Annotated in this window: 16 protein-coding genes; all 16 read right to left on the minus strand. The window is 61.2% G+C overall.

Annotated elements, in window-relative coordinates; all coding sequences use genetic code 11:
• Positions 1–3 precede the first annotated feature (3 nt).
• The gene (locus F560_RS0107945; RefSeq protein ID WP_019005190.1) at positions 4–1410 is read right to left on the minus strand and encodes a UDP-N-acetylmuramoyl-tripeptide--D-alanyl-D-alanine ligase; all 1407 of its coding nucleotides are present in this window, start codon (positions 1408–1410) and stop codon (positions 4–6) included.
• Positions 1407–2894, minus strand: coding sequence for a UDP-N-acetylmuramoyl-L-alanyl-D-glutamate--2,6-diaminopimelate ligase (locus F560_RS0107950; protein ID WP_019005191.1), 1488 nt, complete (start codon positions 2892–2894; stop codon positions 1407–1409). Before F560_RS0107950 ends, F560_RS0107945 begins: the two co-directional genes overlap by 4 nt.
• 109 nt (positions 2895–3003) lie before the next feature.
• Positions 3004–4932 carry a stage V sporulation protein D gene (locus tag F560_RS0107955; protein WP_019005192.1) on the minus strand — a complete coding sequence of 643 codons (1929 nt, stop codon included), beginning with the start codon at positions 4930–4932 and terminating at the stop codon, positions 3004–3006.
• 136 nt (positions 4933–5068) lie between these two features.
• Positions 5069–7363 (minus strand): penicillin-binding transpeptidase domain-containing protein, encoded by a 2295-nt coding sequence (locus tag F560_RS0107960; protein WP_019005193.1) that lies wholly within the window; start codon positions 7361–7363, stop codon positions 5069–5071.
• Between the two features lie 24 nt (positions 7364–7387).
• Positions 7388–7801 (minus strand): cell division protein FtsL, encoded by a 414-nt coding sequence (ftsL, locus tag F560_RS0107965; protein WP_019005194.1) that lies wholly within the window; start codon positions 7799–7801, stop codon positions 7388–7390.
• Between the two features lie 4 nt (positions 7802–7805).
• The gene (gene rsmH, locus F560_RS0107970) at positions 7806–8795 is read right to left on the minus strand and encodes a 16S rRNA (cytosine(1402)-N(4))-methyltransferase RsmH (protein WP_019005195.1); all 990 of its coding nucleotides are present in this window, start codon (positions 8793–8795) and stop codon (positions 7806–7808) included.
• 107 nt (positions 8796–8902) lie between these two features.
• Entirely contained in the window at positions 8903–9340 is a 438-nt protein-coding gene (mraZ, locus tag F560_RS0107975; RefSeq protein WP_019005196.1) for a division/cell wall cluster transcriptional repressor MraZ, read from the minus strand.
• 136 nt (positions 9341–9476) lie between these two features.
• Positions 9477–10637, minus strand: coding sequence for a DUF4349 domain-containing protein (locus F560_RS24525; RefSeq protein ID WP_019005197.1), 1161 nt, complete (start codon positions 10635–10637; stop codon positions 9477–9479).
• Between the two features lie 895 nt (positions 10638–11532).
• Positions 11533–12795, minus strand: coding sequence for an adenosylhomocysteinase (locus F560_RS0107990; RefSeq protein ID WP_019005199.1), 1263 nt, complete (start codon positions 12793–12795; stop codon positions 11533–11535).
• A 40-nt stretch (positions 12796–12835) separates the two neighbouring features.
• Positions 12836–14482, minus strand: coding sequence for a bacillithiol biosynthesis cysteine-adding enzyme BshC (gene bshC, locus F560_RS0107995; RefSeq protein WP_019005200.1), 1647 nt, complete (start codon positions 14480–14482; stop codon positions 12836–12838).
• 278 nt (positions 14483–14760) lie between these two features.
• Positions 14761–15729: an ABC transporter ATP-binding protein gene (locus tag F560_RS0108005; RefSeq protein ID WP_019005202.1), complete on the minus strand. Its 969-nt coding sequence runs from the start codon at positions 15727–15729 to the stop codon at positions 14761–14763.
• A complete protein-coding gene (locus F560_RS0108010; protein WP_019005203.1) occupies positions 15726–16721 on the minus strand; it encodes an ABC transporter ATP-binding protein in 996 nt (331 codons plus the stop codon). The genes F560_RS0108005 and F560_RS0108010 overlap by 4 nt, the downstream gene beginning before the upstream one ends.
• Before the next feature lie 25 nt (positions 16722–16746).
• The gene (locus F560_RS0108015) at positions 16747–17640 is read right to left on the minus strand and encodes an ABC transporter permease (RefSeq protein ID WP_051088311.1); all 894 of its coding nucleotides are present in this window, start codon (positions 17638–17640) and stop codon (positions 16747–16749) included.
• A gap of 74 nt (positions 17641–17714) precedes the next feature.
• Complete coding sequence (locus F560_RS0108020; protein ID WP_019005205.1) at positions 17715–18653, minus strand: ABC transporter permease; 939 nt, start codon at positions 18651–18653, stop codon at positions 17715–17717.
• Between the two features lie 94 nt (positions 18654–18747).
• Positions 18748–20400: a peptide ABC transporter substrate-binding protein gene (locus F560_RS0108025; RefSeq protein WP_019005206.1), complete on the minus strand. Its 1653-nt coding sequence runs from the start codon at positions 20398–20400 to the stop codon at positions 18748–18750.
• A gap of 238 nt (positions 20401–20638) precedes the next feature.
• The gene (locus F560_RS0108030) at positions 20639–21037 is read right to left on the minus strand and encodes a DUF3397 domain-containing protein (protein ID WP_019005207.1); all 399 of its coding nucleotides are present in this window, start codon (positions 21035–21037) and stop codon (positions 20639–20641) included.
• Positions 21038–21044 lie beyond the last annotated feature (7 nt).

The following is a 21044-nucleotide window of genomic DNA, read 5'->3' on the forward strand; positions in this document are numbered from 1 at the left end:
CTCTCACCCCACGGCTCCTTTTTGCAGCGCCGACACGACCTCTTCCAGCTTCATGCCGCGCGAAGCCTTCGCCAGCACCAGATCGTCCGGGGACAGCTCCCGCAGCAGCGCGTCGATCAGCTCCCGCTTCCGCTCGAAATGCCGCACCGCGCCCGGAGGAAAAGCGGCCTCCGCCGCCTTCGCCGTAAACGCGGAAAGCGGTCCGACCGTGTACAGGACATCCGCCTTGTCCGGCGTCAGAAACCGGCCGATGCCGGCGTGAAACTCGGCCTCGTCCGGCCCCAGCTCCAGCATGTCGCTGAGCACGACCCACTTGCGCCGGTACCCTTTCAACTGCGCGACAAGATCGATCGCCGCCCGCACCGACGTCGGGCTGGCGTTGTACGCGTCGTTCAGCACGACCGCGCCGTTGTACGCCTTCGTCCGTTCGATCCGCATCCCGGTGAGAACCGCGGTTTTGAACCCTTCGGCGATTTGCGTTTCGCTCAGCCCGAACAGCCGGCCGACCGCAAGGACCGCGAGCGCGTTCACCGCATTGTGCCGCCCGGTCACGGGCAGCTCGAACAGAGCGTCCGGACGGTCCGCCGTACGGAAGGCGCAGCCTTCAAGCGTCACCTCCGCTTCGAGCAGGCGCACGTCGCAATCCGCTCCTTCCCCGAACGCGATCCGCTTTATGCCCGCAGGGAGCTTAAGCTCCGCCAGTTCCTCCGCAAGCAGCGGCTCATCCCCGTTGTATACGAGCGCGCCGCCCGGCTTCAGCCCTTCGGCAATTTCAAGCTTGGCGCGGGCGATGTTGCGGCGCGAGCCGAGCTGCAGCAGGTGCGCGTCGCCGATGTTCGTGATGACGGCCGCGTCCGGCTTCGCCAACCGGGACAACAGCGAAATTTCGCCTCTGCCGCTCATGCCCATTTCGAGCACAAGCACTTCCGTGTCCGCGGGAGCGCGCAAAATCGTCAGCGGCAGTCCGATATGGTTGTTCAGGTTGCCCGCGGTGCAGGCGACCTTGAAGCCGGTCGCCAGCACGGAGGCGAGCAGATCCTTGGTCGTCGTCTTGCCGTTGCTGCCCGTCACGCCGACCACGCGGGCGTTCAGGCTGCCCAGATAGTTCTCCGCCAGCTTCTGCAAGGCGGCCAGCGTGTCGTCCACGACGACGAGCGGCACCCCGGGGGCTGCCGGAAGCGGTCGATCCGCCTGCCACAGCGCGGCGGAAGCCCCGGCCTTGACGGCCGCCTCCAGATGGTCGTGTCCGTCGAACCGTTCGCCGGCGAGCGGTACGAACAATTGGCCCGGCGCAAGCGTCCGCGTATCGGTCGACACGCCGGCGACGCGCTGCCGCCCGGCGTCCTCCGTCCCTTCGATCCGGCCGTTTCCGCACCAGTCCGCTACGGTTCTAAGCGATGCGATGATCACAATTTTCGACTCCTTAACGCTTCTTTCGCTACCAGGCGGTCGTCAAAATCGTGCGTGACGCCGCCGATAATCTGATAGGTCTCGTGGCCTTTCCCCGCAATCAATACTACATCTCCGGGGCTTGCCATTTCAACCGCCTTCCGGATCGCCTCGCGCCGGTCGGGCTCAAGCGTGTAGCGGTCCCGGGACGTTCCGGCTTCCGCGATTCCCGCCTCGATGTCGCGCAGAATCGCCAGCGGGTCTTCCGAGCGCGGATTGTCGCTGGTCACGATCACCCGGTCGGCAAGCTGGGCCGCCAGCCGGCCCATGATCGGGCGCTTCGTGCGGTCGCGGTCTCCCCCGCAGCCGAACACGCAGATCACGTTTCCTTCCGCGATTTCCCTTACGGTCCGCAGCACGTTTTCGAGCCCGTCGGGCGTGTGCGCGTAATCGACGATGACCGCGAACGCCTGCCCTTCGTCCACCGCTTCCATCCGGCCGGGCACGCCGGGCGCGCTTTCCAGGCTGGCGACCGCCTCATCCAGCCCGATGCCCTCGCAGAGCGCCGCCGCAAGCGCGGCGAGCGCGTTGTAGACGTTAAACTTGCCGACCAGCTTCAGGCGCACCTCGCGGCTGCCGCGGAACGTATCGGCCGTAAACGAAGTGCCGCTTGCGGAAATGCGCACGTTTTTCGCCCGGACGTGCGCCTCCCGCTCCACGCCGTACGTCACGACCTCCGCCGCCGTAAGGCGCGCGAACCGCCGCGACGCGTCGTCGTCCGCGTTCAGCACCGCGTAGCCGCGCTGCGCCGGATCGCTTTCGTACGCGTTGCCGAGCCGGGAGAAAAGCAGTCCCTTGGCGTCCGCGTACGCTTCCATCGTGCCGTGGTAGTCCAGGTGATCCTGCGTCAAATTGGTAAACACCGCGCCGCGGAACCAGGTTCCTTTCACGCGCCCTTGCTCCAGGGCGTGGGAGCTGACCTCCATGACGCAGCGCTCCGTTCCGCTGTCCACCATCTCGCGGAAAATCCGCTGCAGGTGAAGCGCGTCGGGCGTCGTGCCCGACATCGGCCTCCTTTCGCCATTAAAGCGGGTTTCGATCGTGCCGATGACGCCCGGCTTGATTCCGGCATCCGCCAAAATGCGCTCGATCAGGTACGTCGTCGTCGTCTTGCCGTTCGTGCCGGTGACGCCGATCGGGCGCAGCCTGTGCGACGGGCGGCCGAACCAGGCGTCCGCCAGCATCGCGAGCGCCTGGCCGACATCGGGTACGATCAGCTGCGGCAGGTTCACGTCAAGCCGGCGGTTGACGACCAGCGCGGCCGCCCCGGCCGCTGCGGCCTGGGGCGCGAAGTCGTGTCCGTCCACGGTATGCCCGGGCAAACAAAAGAACAGCTGACCCGGCCGCACGCGACGGGAATCAGCCTCCAAGCCTTGTATCGGAATGCGGATATCGCCGACGGAGCGATATACGATCAACTGATTGGCGAGCTCTTGCAACAACATCAACCATCGGCCTCCTTCGACTTGCAGTATCCTCATTATCAACCAATGACCATTCCGTTACAAGAGAAACCGGGCACGATTTTCTGAAAATGAAAAGATTTTTATGCGCTCAGGATTCCGGCGCTCCTTCGCCCAGATAGATGCGGATCACCGATCCTTTTTCCACCCTCGCTCCGGCCGCGGGCGCCTGGCGGATCACGGTCGTTCCTTTGCCCGAAGCGGACAGCCGGAAGTTCATGTTCAAATCCTCGTACAAATCCGTTACCGTCTTGCCGACGATGTTCGGCACGGTGACGATCCGGGTTTCGCCCGGCTTGTATTCCTTGGACAGCTGCTTGGCGCTCGGCTTCACGCCCAGATACGGCAGCGCGTCCGCCATGATGTTGCGCACGACCGGCGCCGCGACGACGCCGCCGAACTGGATGCCCTGCGGATTGTCGACCGCGACGTAAACGATCAGCTTCGGATCGTCGGCCGGAGCGAAGCCGATGAACGAAACGATATGCTCGTTCGGCGAGTACCTGCCGTTCACGACCTTTTGCGCGGTCCCCGTTTTGCCGCCCACCCGGTAGCCGTCCAGAAACGCGTTGCCGCCCGTCCCCCGGGCCACGACGCTTTCGAGCGCCTCGCGAACCTTCTTCGAAGTCTCCGGCGAAATCACCTGACGAACGAGCTCGGGCTGCGTTTCCTCCAGCACGGCGCCCGTTTCCGGCTGGATCCACGCCTTGGACACGTGCGGCTTATACAGCTTCCCGCCGTTGATCGCCGCCGCCACCGCCGTAATTTGCTGAATCGGCGTCACGGACACCCCTTGCCCGAACGAAGTGGTCGCAAGCTCCACCGGACCGACCCGGCTCGGCTTAAACAAAATGCCGTTTTCTTCGCCTTCCAGATCGATGCCGGTCCGCTTGCCGAAGCCGAAATCCTTGATGTACTTAAACAGCGTATCCTTGCCCAGCCGCTGTCCGAGCGCCACGAACCCGGGGTTGCAGGAATTTTCGACGACCTCGAGGAACGACTGGCTGCCGTGCCCGCCCTTCTTCCAGCAGCGCAGCTTCGCGCCGGCCACGTCGACATAGCCGGGATCGTAGAAAAATTCGTTTTTCAAATCCACCTTGTTTTCATTCAGCGCCGCGGACAGCGTAATGATCTTGAACGTGGACCCCGGCTCGTACGTCATCCAGATCGGCAAAATCCGGTTGTACACCGACGGATCGGCCTGCTGGTACTGATCCGGCTGGAACGTCGGCCGGCTGGCCATGGCCAGAATTTCGCCGTTGTTCGGGTCCATGGCGATGGCGATAACGCTGTCGGCCTGGTATTGCAGCATGGCCTGGTCCAGCTCCCGTTCGACAATCGACTGGATCGGCTCGTCGAGCGTAAGCTGCAGCGTCAACCCGTCGCGCGGAGGCGCGTAGTTTTCCGACGACTCCGGCATCTGCCTGCCCGCGGCGTCGGTCAGAAACGAGACGTTGCCCTCAAGGCCCGTCAGACGGTCGTTGTAGCGCTTCTCGAGCCCCGTGAGCCCCTCGTCGTAACCGACGATGCCGAGAATGTGCGAGGCCAGGCTGCCGAACGGATAATACCGCTTGCTGTCTTCGGCGACGATGATGCCCGGAAGGCCCAGATCGCGCACCTTTTGCGCCAGCTCCGTCGTCATTTTGCGGCCTCCCGGCTGCAGGCGAACGTTGCTGGCTCTTTTGGTCAATTGCGAATAGAGCTTTTCCTCCGTCATGCCGAGCAGCGGGGACAGCTTTCTCGCCGTCTCGCCCGGATCTTTGACCTGGGCCGGAATCGCGTATATCGTCGGCGCGCTGACGTTGTAGGCGAGGCTGACGCCATTGCGGTCCACGATGGCGCCCCTCTTGGCTGCAAACGGAATTTGCCTCCGCCACGAGTCTTCGGCCTTAGCGGACAGTTCTTCGCCTTTCCACAGCTGCACGTAACCAAGTCGGAAGATCAGCGCGCCGAAGCCGATGACGACGAGAATAAGGGCGGCAAACAGCCGCCTGCGGACGGTCACCTGAGATATTTTCATGCTAAAACCCCCTCCCCGGAACCGGCGGGCCGAGCCCGCGCCGCTTAGTTCAAGCTATTCCAAGGAAAGGGGGGTTAGAACAAGCCCTGCTATTTCTTTATAAAACCGCCCGCCGGACAAGGCGGATGACCCGGCTTCATCCGCCGGCCGGTCCATTCGCGCCGCCGCCTCCGGACGAATCGCCGGAAGAGGCGTCCGACTGCCCGCCGGCTGACGCGTCCGGCCGTTCCGCGTCCGCTTCGCCCGCAGGCCGCTGCATTTCCCCGGGAGGGGCGAGCGACAGCGCGACGGAGATCCGGCCGTCCTTCACCGTCGCCTGCTGCGCGATTACATATCCTTCGCCCGTTGCCTGGCACGTCGCGCCGAGCAGCGAGCAAAGGTCGAGCGCGTCGCGCAGCGACAGCCCCTTCATGTCCGGAACGCTGCCGACTTTCTTTTCGGTAAACAAGTACACCCGCTCCGATGTCGGCAGCACGCTTCCGGGTTCGGGCAATTGATTCAGCACCTTGCCTCCCTTGCCCAGCACCTCCGTCTGAAAGCCGGCGTTTTTCAGTTCCGCCGACGCCCGTTCCACCGTCATGCCGCCGACATCGGGAACGGCAACGGTGACCGGAGCCTTCTCCGCCTCCTTGCCGCCGCTGCCGTCTTTCTTCTCCACCTTCGGCAGCACGCCGAGATGGCGCAGCGACTGCTCCATGATCTGCTTGAAGATCGGCGCCGCAACCGAACCCCCGCCGGCGAACTTGTCGTCCGGGCGGTCCACCAGCACGTACAGCACGATCTTCGGGTCTTCCACCGGCGCGTAGCCGATGAACGATACGACGTATTTGTCTTCGGCGATTTTTCCGTTTTCATAGACTTGAGCCGTCCCCGTCTTGCCCGCGATGCGGTAGCCGGGAATGTAGGCGTTGCGTCCGGTGCCGATTTCCTGGTCGCTGACGACCTGCTCCAGATATTCGCCGACCTTCTTCGAAGTCGCTTCGGAAATCACCTGCCGCACGACCTCCGGCTCGACGACCGTCTTCTTGCCGGTAGCCGGGTCGGTAATCGCCTTGACCAGATGCGGCTTCATCAGCTTGCCGCCGTTGGCGACCGCCGCCACCGCCGCCACCTGCTGAATCGGCGTCACCGTGACCGCCTGGCCGAACGTGGCCGAAGCCCAGTCGCGGTTCCACGTGGGGGTCGATTTGCCGATAACCTCGCCCTGCAGCTCGATGCCCGTTTTGACGCCGAAGCCGAAGTTATCGATATACTGCTTGAATTTTTCCTTGCCGAGCATTTGGTAGCCGAGCTTGACGAACGCGACGTTGCTGGAATGCTTGAGGCCGTCCAGATAGGTGATTCGTCCCCAGCCGCTCCAGTTGTGGTCGTGAATGGGCTTGTCCCGGCTGGAGATGCTGATGCTCCCCGACTGGTAGTAGGCGTTCGGATTGAACAGCCCTTCCTGCACCGCCGCCGCGAGCGTGACGATCTTGAAGGTGGAGCCGGGCTCGTACACCGATTGGATCGCGTTGTTTTTAAACGCTTCCGGGTTCTTCGTCTCCCAATAGGCGTTCGGGTTGAAATCCGGAAGGCTGACCATGCCGAGAATGTCCATCGTCTTCGGATCGGCCGCGATCGCGGTAATGCTGACCGGATTGTATTGCTTGTAGGCCGCCCTCAGCGCTTCCTCCATGTAGAACTGAATGTCCCGGTCGATCGTCAGCGTGACGTTTTTCCCGTCAATCGCCTGCTTCACTTCCACCTTGCCGTTCGGAAGCTGCGTGCGGATGCCGTCTTTCTCGTACGTGATCGACCCTTCCTGGCCCTTCAGTTCGTCGTTCAGCGTCTTCTCCAGCCCCATCACCGCGACGCCCTCTTTATTCTCGTAGCCGAGGACGTGGGAAGCGAGCGAGCCGTTCGGATAGAAACGCTTCTTATCCTCGATAAAATAGAGGCCGACGTCGGTTTTGCCCGTCTGCTCCCTAAGCTGATCCCGAAACGCCATCAGCCGGTCGGCGACGTTCTTGTCCATCTTCCATCCTTCCGGCCGAATCTCGCGCTGGTCCAGATAGCTTCCGTCTTCCCGTTTGGCGTCGACGGCCGCGCGGACTTCCGATTCCGGCTTGTTCAGCACCAGATGCACCTTGTTGACGATCTGGTCGATCAGGCGCCATTCGGGATGTTCTTCGTCGAGCTCGTGAAGCTTTTTCGGCCCGACCGCCAGCGTATAGGCGACCGTGTCCGCCGCCAGCACGTTGCCGTCCCGGTCCGTAATGGTCCCGCGGTCCTGCACCAGCTTCTTGCTCGTGATCCATGTTTTGCGCGCCTGTTCCTCCCAAAACGCCGCATTGGCGACCTGCACCCAGTAGATTCTTACGATTAAACCGAAAAACAGGAGGGTGATGAACCCTCCCAGAAACAACGTGCGTAATTTGATTCGTTTGACCATGTCCGTTCACCCTCTGGCAAAGCTTCACGGCTTCGAAGCCGCATCCGTTCGGCTTCCGGCGGGAGACAGCGTGATCGGTTGCTCGTCGTTTTGAATCAGGCCGTTCTGTCTTGCAATCTCTTTGATCCGGCCCGGATCTTTCAGCTTTTCCACTTCTCTTTGCAGTTCTTTCGCTTCTTCCACCTGCTGCTCGTACCGCGCCGTCACGTCCTGAATCTCGCGGTTCAACTGATAGAGTCCCGCATAACGGTAGATGACGACGCTGGACACCGCAACAAACAAAAAGACGGTAAACAAATAAAGCAGCTTCTCTCCGACCGGAATCGAGCGCCGGCGCGGTTCGCGCGCGGACGCAGGCGACGGCGCCCGCCGCTTTGCCGGCTCCTCGGGCTTGCGTTCCGGCCGGAGCGCCAAGTTCCCATAGTAACGCTCAGGCATTCTTTTATTCCCCTTCCGGGCTATTGTTCACGGGCTCATCTTTTCCAAGCCTCTCGGCAATGCGCAATTTGGCGGAGCGGGCCCTGGGATTCTCCTTGAGCTCGCGTTCGGACGGCAAAATCGGTTTTCGCGGCGTAAGCTTAAGCCGACCCTCGCTCAGGATTTCGACGGGAAAACCCGGAGGGGACAGATTTTTCGGCACTTCGCTCACAAAGGTCTCCTTGCAGATGCGGTCCTCCAGCGAGTGAAACGTAATGACGGCGATCCGCCCTCCGGGCTTCAGGCAATCGATCGCCTGCAGCAGCGCTTCGCGGAAGGCTTCCAGCTCGTCGTTCACGGCGATGCGGATCGCCTGGAACGTCCGCTTCGCCGGGTGCGGCCCCGTCCTCCGGGCTGCGGCGGGAATGGAAGCTTTCACGATTTCGGCCAGCTCGCCGGTCGTTTCGATCGGCGATTTCGCCCTGGCCTCGACGATCCGGCGGGCGATCGGTTTCGCGAACTTCTCCTCGCCGTAATCGCGGATGATGCGGGCGATCTCCCGCTCGTCCCATTCGTTGACGATTTCCCGGGCCGTAAGCCGCTGATCCCGGTCCATCCGCATGTCCAACGCGGCGTCGTGGTTGTAGCTGAAGCCGCGTTCCGCCTCGTCGAGCTGCGGGCTGGAGACGCCGAGATCGAACAGGATGCCGTCCACCTGCGGCTTGCCGCCTGCCTGCGGCACGCCGGCCTTGCGGAGCACGGCTTCCAGATGCCGAAAGTTGCTTTTCACCAACGTTACCGTTTCGCCGTATGGAGCAAGCCGCTCCCGGGCGTGGGCAAGCGCCCGGTCGTCCTGGTCGAGGCCGATCAGCCTGCCGTAAGGAGCGGCGAGCTTCGCGGCGATCGCTTCGCTATGTCCGGCGCCGCCCAGCGTGCAGTCGACATAAATGCCGTCTTTCCTGACATTCAGGCCTTCTACCGCTTCCTCTTTAAGCACAGTAATATGGTGAAACAAATGCAAGCCCTCCCGGCAACCTCATGGGGTCCTTCTTTGTGTCTATTTTCTATGTTGAAAGCAATGTGTAAACCAGGTCTGTTCCCGACGAACCGGCCGGTCCGAACCTAAAACGGAAGATCGAAATCGACGAGCTTCTCGGCGATCTCGGCAAACGACTCCTCGGACTGCTCTTTGTAGGCGTCCCAGGTTGATTTGTCCCAAATCTCCACCCGGTTCGAGACGCCGATGACGACGCACTCTTTCTCCAGCTTCGCGTATTCCCGCAAATGGCCGGGCAACGTTACCCTTCCCTGTTTGTCCCATTCGCATTCGGACGCCCCGGAAAAGAAGAAGCGGGTAAACGACCGCGCGTCCGACTTCATCAGCGGCAGCTGTTTCAGTTTTTGTTCAAACGCATTCCACTCGGAGCGGGGGTAGACGAACAAGCAGTTGTCCAATCCGCGGGTGACGATGAAATCGGTGCCGAGGGCTTCGCGGAACTTCGCAGGGATGATGATTCGACCTTTGTCGTCGATCGAATGCTGGTATTCCCCCAAAAACATCGGCCCTCGCCACCCCCTCCACTATACACCACTTTCCCCCACTTTCAACCACTTAGAAAATTATTCGCCCCATAAAATAAAAATCCTGCCTTACGGGCAGGATTTTCGAAAAATATTTTACGGGATTAAACGATTTTCATTTTCCGCTCTCGCCTTGTTCCGCGTCGTCCTGTGCCGCCTCGTCGGACGCCGTGGCGTCCTGCGGCGTTTTTTCGGCGTTGAGCAGCCTTCGCTTCTCCGCGCTGCGCTCCCTTCTCGCTGCGCGGCTGCGGCGAACGAGCACGAACGTCGGCGCCGCCAATATGGCGGCGACCAGCAAAACGGGCAGCAGCGCCGCCAGGAACGTCAACAGCCCCTCGCCGATCAGGCCCAGCACGCGGGCGCTGCCCTTCATCGCGCGAGCCAGACGCGCGCCCAGGTCCGCGTTTCCGTCTTCCGCCGGCTCCGTCATGTCTTCCGGCTCGCCTTCGTAAAGCCGCAAGTTCACCGTGGAATACGCCACGTTCTGATCGAGGTAACGCATCCGGCCTTTGATCTGCTCGATTTTCTGCTGGACGCTTGCGATCTCGTTCGAAAAGCGGACCAGGTCGTCCGACTTCGTCGCCTTGTCCATAAAGGCGAGCAGCCGTGCCTCCAGCGCCTGCTGGGCCTTCAGCCGCGCTTCCAGATCCACATATTCCTCGGTGACGTCGTTGCCCTGCATCTGCCTTTCAAATTCGAGATGGGGGATTTGCTTGAGCTCGGCCAGAAAGGAACTGAAGCCGGACGAAGGCACCTTGATGACGTAAGTCGAGCCGATCCGGCCGTCCGTGCGCGTATCGGCAAACTGGACGATGTATCCGCCGCTTTGGAAAATCGCATTGGACACCTGTTCCTCCGCTTTGGCGAACGACGCGACTTTCATCGTCACGTTCGCGGAATAGATCATCTTCCGGTTGTACCCGGCGTTCGCATCGGCGACGGGACCGATTCCCGCGCCCGCGGCCGGCGGGATCGAATCGGCTTCGCTTCCGGAACCCGCCTCCCCCGCCGCCTCCTGTGCCTGAGCCTTGCCCACGTCGGCCGCCTGCGCCTCCTGTCCGGCGGCGGGCAGCGCATCATGCTGCGCGCCCCCTTCGAAGGTCGGCTGCGCCTCCGCCGCGGCCGGCGCTCCCGGCGCGCTCATTCCGCCCGCGGCCGCGTCGTTTTTTTCTTCCCCGCCGGAGCTGCATCCCCCCAGCAACAGCGCCAGGGCAAGCAGCGATCCCGCCGCCCAAACGCCGATGCTCCCGATCCTTGTCCGCCTTCCCTTTTCCATGCGCTCATCCCCCTTTGTTTTTCCATTTCGATTGACGAGGGGTAAAAGGAAAATGTTGCATCTTTTTACAAACGCAGTTCGAGGGCCGCTCCCCGCTTGTCCGTCGGGCGTCGGGAGACGGGAACCGATCCGAAACGGATTCTCCGTTCCGATCCGCGGATCCACTCGCCTCTCCCAACCGCTCAAGCCTTACGCGCTCTCTGCATCCGTACGCATTTTCTGCGCCGAGACCTGCTCCTTCGTCTGCAAAAATACGAGGTTCAGCAGGAGATCCCGGGAGAGCGGAACAGCTACAGCAAGAGGGAGCCGGACGCCGCCATCTTTGAGATGAAGGCAGAGCACAATATGAGGTATAGATCATGACGTTGGCGAGTCTCTTCGGGCGCGCGGCTCGTCTGACCGGCCGGGCGTAGCTGCAGTTGCCATAACCGCAACTGCGCAGCCCATTTTCGCGCAAGCCCCCGTTCTAGTTGCTTTAGCGGCAATTAAATCGGGCGCGCGGCTCGTCTGACCGACCGGGCGGCACTGCAGTTGCCATAACCGCAACTGCACAGCCCATTTTCGCGCAAGCCCCCGTTCTAGTTGCTTTAGCGGCAATTAAATCGGGCTGGCGAAAAAAGAAATATGAATCCGGATATGAAGAAATCCAATTCTCCAACCCGATTCGCCTTCGCCGGCTGTTCGAGGAAAGGATGAAGCCGAGAGACAAAAGCGAACCGAAAACGGAACGCAGGACAGACACGCCAAAGGCTGCTTCCCCTTTCCTTCCCCGGCTTATGGCCATAAAAATAGGCCAACCAGAAATCTCTGGCTGACCTGATCATACGAAAGCCGCTCCACAACGTTTGGACTGCTTAGGGGGCAGCCCCTTAACCGCTCCGGTACCGGTTGCCGGTCAGTGGGTCGCCCAGCTTTGCAGGTACGCTTTCTGCTCTTCGCTCAACGTGTCGATGGAAATGCCCATCGCCGCAAGCTTCGTCCGGGCGACCTGTTCGTCAATCTCGTACGGCACGTTGACCACTTTCGCGCCGATCGATTGGTAATTTTCGTTTACATAACGCAAGGAGAGCGCCTGCAGCGCGAACGTCATGTCCATAATCTCCGCCGGATGCCCGTCGCCTGCGGCAAGGTTGACGAGACGCCCTTCGGCGAGCACGTAGATGCGGCGTCCGTCCTTCAGCACGTACTCTTCGATATTGCGGCGGACGGTACGCTTCGAGACGGCAAGTGCGGCCAGCTCGACCAGATTGACTTCCACGTCGAAGTGCCCCGCATTGGACAAAATCGCGCCGTCCTTCATGTTTTCGATATGGCAGCCGCGAATGACGTCCTTGTTGCCGGTAACCGTCACAAAGAAATCGCCGACTTTGGCCGCTTCGGCCATCGGCAGCACCGTAAAGCCGTCCATGTACGCTTCGACCGCCTTGATCGCGTCCACTTCCGTCACGACCACGTTCGCGCCAAGCCCTTTCGCCCGCATCGCCACGCCTTTGCCGCACCAGCCGTAGCCGTTGACGACGACCGTCTTGCCCGCCACGACCAGGTTCGTCGTCCGGTTGATGCCGTCCCACACCGATTGGCCCGTGCCGTACCGGTTATCGAACAGATGCTTGCAATACGCGTCGTTCACCGCGACCATCGGGAATTTCAAGGTGCCGTCCTTTTCCATCGCTTTGAGCCGCAAAATGCCGGTCGTCGTCTCCTCCGCCCCGCCGCGGATCGTGGACAGCAGGTCCTGGCGCTCGGTGTGCAGAATGGTAACGAGATCGCCGCCGTCGTCAATGATCAAATCGGGCTTTGTTTCGAGCGTCTTGATGAGCAGATCGCGGTATTCCTGCGCCGTCGGATTGTATTTTGCGAACACGGTAATGCCGTCCGCGGCCAGCGCCGCGCAAATGTCGTCCTGCGTCGACAGCGGATTGCTGCCCGTGATCGCCACTTCCGCGCCGCCCGCCTGCACGACTTTGGCCAAATAAGCCGTTTTCGCTTCCAGGTGCAGCGAAATCGCGACCTTAAGCCCCTTGAACGGCTGCTCGCGCTGGAACTCCTCGCGGATACGGTTCAGCACGGGCATGTGCGCCTGCGCCCAGTCGATTTTAAGCTTGCCTTCCGGAGCCAGCGACGGGTCCCGGATAATGCTGTTGGTAGTCGTAGCCAATTCCTTTCCTCCTCAACCGTTTTATAGGTAGTTAAAGCTGTCAGGCTTGATCCAGCAATCCCTCGACCAGCCGGTGGCCGCCCGTCGGGTCGAACGGCACGCCGTTCCAGGCGTCCAGCCATTTGGGGCCGTATCGATTCAGAAAATGAACGATTCCCAAAACGCGCTCCTGCCATCTGTCCTGAGGAGCCAGCGACAGACGCATCCGGTCCCACTGCCTAAGCCCCGCCTCGTGCTGCTTGGCCAGCGCGTCGACGGCGCGTTTTTCCAGATAGTCAATCTGCTCCATAATTTTGCTTTGATTGCTTTCGCCGAGCTTCCGCAGCGCCGGCTGAAGCGCCTCAAGCGTGTCGAGGATCGGACCGTAAAGTCCGGCAAACCGGTCTCTGACTTCCTGAAACTTCTCCTCCAGACGCCACTTGTCCTGCTCGGCCAGCCACTGCGCCTTCTTTTCCGCGCCTTCCCGCACGATGTCTTCCGCCGTTACGCCGTATTTGTCGAGCAGCTTTGCGATGTTGGGCTCCAAATACGTGAACGATTGCCGCGGCACGATCAGCGGCAGCGACATGCCGAACCGCTCGAATGCGGGACCGAGCACGCTCCAATAAGCGATCTCGGCGGGACCGAGCACGGTGGCGAGCACCGGGAGCACGAACTCCTGCATGATCGGCCGCGTCAGGGCGTTGTTGCTCAGGCGGGCCGGGTCCTCGTCCGCCAAGGAAAGAAGTTCATCCCGCGAAAACAAAACGTTCCCCTTTCGATCGGCAAACCGGCCTTCCCGTTTAAACAGCAGCGTCCGGCCCGCATCGAGGTGGACAAACAGGTTCGCGCCCCCGGGCGCCGATTCGGCCTGCAGCGGAAAGCCGAGCGATTTTACGGCCCCCTCCCCTTCCCGCAAAGCCGCCTCCAATTCGTCGTTGCGATCGATCAGTTGGCGGAACATGGGCCCTTCCAGCGCCCTCAGCTCGGGATCGTCGGCGTCGAGCAGCAGCAGCCCGTCCGGAGCGAACCAATCCGCGATCAAGCGGGCGAACGCAAGCGTCAGCGTCGGCGCGTCCGCGGCATGCTTGCGCAGCCGGTCGAGCAGTCCGGGCTTGAACTCCGTTTCCGGAAGCGCAGCCGCCAAGGCGTCGAGCGCAGCCTCCCAATCCCGCTGCTTAAGCGGGGTCCGGCTGACGGAATGGCGGGGGCCTTCGGGACGCTCGATCCGAATCCGCGCCAGCTCGCCGTCGGCGGCCGCCACGTAGACGTGGTTCGCCTCGTCGAAATCGTGATCCTCGCCCGCTATCCAGAACACCGGAACCACCGGGCGGCCAAGCAGGCGTTCGGCGTAGCGGGCCGTTTGAACGACGGTCAGCGCCTTATAGGCGATCATCAGCGGGCCGCCGAACAACCCGGCTTGCTGCCCGCCCACGACCACCAGGCTATCGGGCCGCTCCAGCCGTTCCAGCGAGCGCGACACCGCTTCGTGCTTCGGCAGCCGGGCATGATAGGCGCGGAGCGCTTGCGCCAGAAGGCGCCGGTCCGCCCTCCGCTCCGCCGCCGCATCCAGCGCGGCGGCCCGCCGCTGCCAATTGGCGGAAACGGACGGGTGGCCGCCGAACAGCCCGCAAACCTTGTCGTCCCGGCGCCGGTACAGTTCCGCTAGCGAAGGAGAAGACAACCCTTCCAGGGGTGTTACGTTCATTAAGGGGTCCTCCCATATCTTTTGAGACATATCAAACTTGATTGTACACAACAGCCGGTAGGCCGTCAAAAAGAATCGCCGTTTGCCGAAGGCGGCAAGCCGGACTCGGGGAGGCCGGCTTGTTCGAAGCGGATGAGGCCGGACGGCGACAAAAAAAGCCGTCCGCAGCCTTTCGCTGCGAACAGCTTTAACCTTCGGCTTGCCGCGCGATCGCAAACCGGCTTTCTCCCGCCGCCGTCCGCGCCCGCGCCAGCCGGCGCGCCGCACCCGGCGTGCGGTCAGGCGTAATGGCACGCCACCCGATGCCCCGGACGGATCTCGCGAAAGGCGGGAGATTCGGCCGCGCATTTCTCCGTGGCGTACGGACACCGCGTGCGGAACGCGCAGCCGCTCGGCGGGTTGATCGGGCTTGGCAAATCGCCGGAGAGCACAATCCGCTCCCGCTCCGCCTCGACCTTCGGATCGGGGATCGGAATCGCCGAGAGCAGCGCCTGCGTATACGGATGCTTCGGATTGCCGTACAGCTCGGCGCTTTCCGCAAGCTCCACGATTTTGCCGAGATACATGACGGCGACGCGGTCGCTGATATGCTTGACCATCGACAGATCGTGCGCGATGAACAGATAGGTCAGCCCCATCGACCGCTGCAAATCCTTCAGCAGGTTGACGACCTGCGCCTGGATCGACACGTCGAGCGCCGAAATCGGCTCGTCGCAGACGACGAATTTCGGCCCGGCCGCAAGCGCGCGGGCGATGCCGATGCGCTGGCGCTGTCCGCCCGAGAACTCGTGCGGGTAGCGGGCGGCGTGGTCGGGGCGCAGGCCCACCTTGTCCAACAGCTCCTCGACCTTTTTGCGCCGCTCTTTGGCGCTGCCGGCAAGACCGTGAATGTCGAGCGGTTCCGCGATGATGTCGGCTACGCTGAAGCGGGGATTGAGCGACGCGTGCGGGTCCTGAAAGACCATCGCCATCTCCCGCCGCAGCGCCTTCAGCTTCGCGCCTTTTAGCTTGAAAATGTTTTGCCCCAAAAACCGCGCTTCGCCTGCCGTCGGCTCGTACAGCCGGACGATCGTCCGGCCCGCGGTCGATTTGCCGCAGCCGGATTCGCCGACGACGCCCAGCGTCTCGCCTTGCCCGACCTGGAACGTCAAATTGTCGACCGCGCGAAGCGTCTGCTTGTTGCCTATATGAAAAAATTTGCTGAGTCCGTTCACTTCCAGCAGCGCTCGATTCGTCCCTGCGCTCATCGTACCGCCTCCTTCGCCAACGGATGGTGCAGCCAGCACTTGGCCGCCTGCCCGGCCGGACCGACCGGCACCAGCTCGGGATCGCGGTCCGCGCACACTTCCATCGCCTCGGGACAGCGCGCGCAGAACGCGCATCCCGGAGGCGGCGCGAGCAGATCGGGAGGGGTGCCTTCGATCGGGATCAACGGCTTGCCTTTGGGCAGATCGAGCCGCGGCATCGAACGCAGCAGTCCGCGCGTATACGGATGCTGCGGATTGCGGAACAGCTCCCATGTCGTTCCCGACTCGACCACCTGGCCGGCGTACATGACGACGACGCGGTCGCACAGCTGGGCTACGACGCCGAGGTCGTGCGTGATCAGAATAATGGACGTGCCGAACCGTTCCTGCATCTCTTTCATGACGCGCAGAATTTGCGACTGGATGGTCACGTCGAGCGCGGTGGTCGGTTCGTCCGCAATCAGAAGCGACGGATTGCAGGCCAGGGCGATGGCGATCATCGCCCGCTGGCGCATGCCGCCGGAGAACGAATGCGGATATTGGCCGTAGCGCTTCTCCGGATTCGGAATGCCGACGAGCCGGAGCAGCTCGACCGCCCGTTCCCGCGCCTCGGTTCGGTTCATTCCCTGGTGCTTGAACAGGCCTTCCGTAATTTGCCGGCCGACGGTCATCGTCGGATTGAGGGATGTCATCGGGTCCTGGAAAATCATGCCGATGTCCCTGCCGCGCACCGCCTCCATTTCCCGCTCCGGCAGCTTCAGCAGATTCCGCCCTTTAAATTCGATCGAGCCCTTCTCGATCCGCGACGGCGGACTCGGCAGAAGCCGCATGATGCTCTGCGCCGTCACGCTTTTGCCGGAGCCGGATTCGCCCACGATCGCGACCGCTTCGCCTCTTTTCACTTCGAAATTGACGCCCCGCACCGCCCGAATCTTCCCGCCTCGCGCGGCGAACGATACGTGCAGGTCGGACACCCGAAGAATCGTTTCCATCTCCTCACCCCCAAGTCGAAAAGCGTTATTTTTTCAGCTTCGGATCAAACGCGTCCCGAAGTCCGTCCCCGAACACGTTGAACGCCAGCATCGTCAGACTGAGCAGCGCGGCGGGTATCAGCAGCTGCCACGGATACAGGCTCCAGCTTGCGAGCGAATCGTTGATCATCGTGCCCCACGAAGCCGCCGGCGACTGTACGCCAAGCCCGAGAAAACTCAAAAAGGCTTCGGCGAAAATCGCGGACGGCACCGAAAGCGTCAGGGTGACGATAATCGGACCGAGCGAATTCGGAATGAGGTGCCTGAACAGGATACGCATCGGCCCCGCGCCCATCGAGCGCGCCGCGAGCACGTACTCCTGGGTTTTGAGCTGCAGAATCTGGCCGCGGACAATCCAGCTCATGTTGATCCAGCCCGTCACGCACAGCGCCGCAATAATCGTCCACATGCTCGGCTCCATGACGACCAGAAGCAGAATGACGACCAGCAAATACGGAATCGAATAGAGGATTTCCGATATTTTGTTCATCGCTTCGTCGAGGCGTCCGCCCGCATATCCCATGATGCCGCCGTACACGACGCCGATGATCAGATCGATGAAGGCGGCGGCCAGCCCGACGGTGAGCGAAATCCGGGCTCCCATCCAGACGCGGGAAAACAAATCCCTTCCCAGATGGTCCGTGCCGAACCAGTATTCCGCAGACGGCGGCTGATTGGTCATGTCCAGATTGTTCGTGTAATAGTCGTGCGGCGAAATGACGGGGCCGATAACGGCCATCGCCGACAGCAGCGCCAAAAACGCGAGCCCGCTCATCGCCAGCCTGTTGCGGACGAGACGGCGCATCGCATCGCGCCAGAGGGGAACGCTCTCGCCGGCAATCGCTTCGGCCGAAGGACGCTTGGCCAGCTTCCGGAACATCTCCCGGGTCAGCGCCCCATCCCCGCCCCGCTGCCGGGCCGAAGACTCCGCTTGCGCCGCCGTTGTTTTTTCGCTCATGATGCCGCCCCCTTCCCGGACCGCAACCGGATTCTCGGATCGACCAGCCCGTAGACGATATCCGTAATCAAGCGGGCCGCCATCAGCACAATCGCGTAAAACAGCGTAATGCCCATGATGAGCGTATAATCCCGGTTCGATACGCTGGCGACGAAGTATTGCCCGAGCCCCGGGATGCCGAAAATTTGCTCGACGATCACCGAGCCGGTCACGATGTTGGCCGCCATCGGCCCCGCATAGGTGACGACCGGCAAAATGCCGTTGCGCACCGCATGCCGCAGCACGATCGCCCGTTTGCTCAGCCCTTTCGCTCTGGCCGTCTTGATGTATTCGGCGGACAGCGCTTCAAGCATCGAAGACCGGGTCAGCCGGGCGATATACGCGATCGGCAGCGCCGACAGCGCAATAACCGGCATGACGTAATCGAGCGGCCCGTTCAGTCCCGCCACCTGAAGCCAGCGGAGCTTGTAGCCGAAAACATACTGCATCAGGGAGGCGAGCACGAAGTTCGGCACGCTTACCCCAAGCACGGCGAGCACCATTGAAACGCTGTCAATCAGCTTGCGGTGATGCATGGCCGCCAAAATGCCCACCGCCACGCCGACGATGATCGATACGGCGATGGCGACGACGCCCAGCCGAAAGCTGTAGCCGAACGAGTCCGAGATGATGCCGGCCACCGTTTGATAATTGCTTTTCATGGACATGCCGAGATCGAAATGCAGCAAATTGTTCAAATACGCCAAATACTGCTGCCATACCGGCTTGTCCAGCCCGTAATAAGCCAGCAGCTTCTGCCTGATTTCCTCCGGCACCGCCTTCTCCTGCGTAAACGGATCGCCGGGGATGGCTTTCATCAGAAAAAAAGTCGCCGTTGCCAGCACGAACAGCGAGACGGCGACGGAGACGATTTTCCCGATCCAATAACGTGTCACGTGACCAAACGCTCCTTCCTGCCGCGGCGCGCCGGCGGCCAATCGGGATATGGAGTGGCGGCGCCCGGTACCATATCCCGATTGGCTCAGCCCGTTATTCCAGATAAGCCCGCGTATAGTCAACCATGCCTTGGTAGTCCATGACGATATTTTTCAGGTTCGATTTGACCAAATGAACGCCCGTGTAGTAATAGAGCGGCAATATCGCCATGTTGTCGCCGATCAGAATCTTCTCGGCCCGGTGCATCAGTTCCATCCGTTTCTTCTGGTCGACGGTTGCGTAAGCTTCCTTGACCAGCTTGTCGTACTCCGCGTTTTTGAAGCCGATATCGTTGTTCCCGCTCGCCGACGTCATCATGTCGATGAAGGTCATCGGATCGTTGTAGTCGGCGGACCAGCCGGCGCGGGAGATGTCGTAGTTCAGGCTCGTGCGGTTTTTGAGAAACACTTTCCATTCCTGCGTCTCGATCTTGACTTCGACGCCGAGCGTTTTGCGCCACATGTCGGCCAGCGCTTCGGCGACCTGCTTGTGGCCCGTGTTCTCGTTGATCGTAAGCGTCACCGGCGGCAGCTTCGCCAGCCCTTTCTCCTGCAGGCCTTTGGCCAGCGCCGCCTTGGCCGCTTCCGCGCTCGGGCTCATGAAATCCCGGTCCGGATACTCTTCGCGGTACGTTTTTTGCGCGCCCATGATGCTGGGGGGAACGAAGCCGTACGCCGGTTCCTGGCCGCCCTTGGTCACCTTGTCGACAAGCTGCTGCCGGTCCACCGCCAGGGCGAACGCTTTCCGGATATTGACATTGTCAAACGGCGATTTCGTATTGTTGAAGTTGTAATAATACGTGCTTGCGATCGGCTTGATGCGCAGCTCGTCCTTGTTCGTTTCCTTCAGCTTCCCGATCTGCTCGACCGGAATTTCGCCGGTCGGGAAGCCGGCGTAGTTGAGCTGTCCGGTCTGGAACATCTGCAGCTCGGTCGAAGCGTTGGCCACCATGACGAAACGGACTTTGGACAGCTTGATCTCGTCTTTGGCGTAATAGTTCTCGTTCGGAACGAGTTCGATTTCGTTGCCGTGCTTCCAGGTCGCGATTTTGAACGGACCGTTGGAGACGATCGTTTTCGCTTCGGCCGCCCACGCCTCGTTGTCCTTGGCGGACGAATGAACCGGGAACGTCGTCCAGAACGACGTAATACTCAAAAAGTAAGGCGTCGGATGTTCCAGCCGCACCTGCAGCGTATAATCGTCCAGCGCCTTTACGCCCACCTGCGCCGGATCGCTGATATGGTTCGGATTGTTCGCCTTGATGTTGTAGTTCTCCGCGTTTTTGATATAGTACAGCTGATAGGCGTACGGCGATGCCGGATTCAGATCCGGATCGAGCACCCGTTTCCACGCGTATTCGAAATCGTGCGCGGTTACCGGGTCGCCGTTGGACCATTTGGCGTCCTTGCGCAAATGAAACGTATACGTCAGCTGATCGTCGGAAATGTCCCAAGATTCGGCTATGCCGGGAAGGACCTTTCCGTTTTCGTCCTTGCGCGTAAGGCCTTCGTACAGTCCCGTAAGAACCGTAAAGGAAACGGAGTCCTGCGCCAGCGCGGGATCAAGCGTAGGCGGCTCCGACGTCAGATTCATGCTGAATACCTGATTTTTTGCTGAAGACCCGCCTTCTTTCCCCGATCCGCACGCGGCCAGCACGGAAGCCAGCGCCAAAATTAGCGAAAGGGTGACAACCCAAGATTTCCGCATACTGGAAAGCTCCTTTTTTTATCTATTTTTAATAACATCTAGCATTATACCGCCGAGTTCATGTTTGAACTACAGGTCGATATTTCCAAGCAGAATCGCGAAGGCGTTTGGCCCCAAAAAAAAGAAACAACCTTCCTCAATTGGTAGGTTGTTTCCGGAAACGCCTTTTTATGCCGACGTTTTTTTGTGCCAAAGTTTAAATGCTAATTTTTATGCTAATGAAAAGGTACGTCTTCCTTTACGCGGACAGCCGGAAGAGCGACCGAACAAGCTCAACCGCCATCAGCAGGACGTACATGACGCTGAGGACAAAAAAGGACAAGCGCCACACCGCCCGGATCAGTTTCGCTCCGTCGACCTTGCCCCTGACCCGGTTCTGGGCGTTGCCGATCAGGCCCGCAAGCAAAAGCATAAACAGCAGGATCAAGTAAGGTCCGAAGGAAGTGCCGAGCTTGTTGAGCAGGCTGGATACGATGCCGATCAGAAACAGCGTCGTGACATCCATCGACAGCCGGATGGCCCGCTTCTTGTCCTTGCTCCGCGCATGAGCGACGAAGAACACAAGCAGAAAAGGGACGACCGGCACAACGGCCAGCGCCGCGTAGCCGTATTTCAACGCTTCCCAGACAGCAGCCATGAACACC

It is taken from the genome of Cohnella laeviribosi DSM 21336 (genome assembly GCF_000378425.1).
Classification (GTDB): Bacteria; Bacillota; Bacilli; order Paenibacillales; family Paenibacillaceae; genus Cohnella; species Cohnella laeviribosi.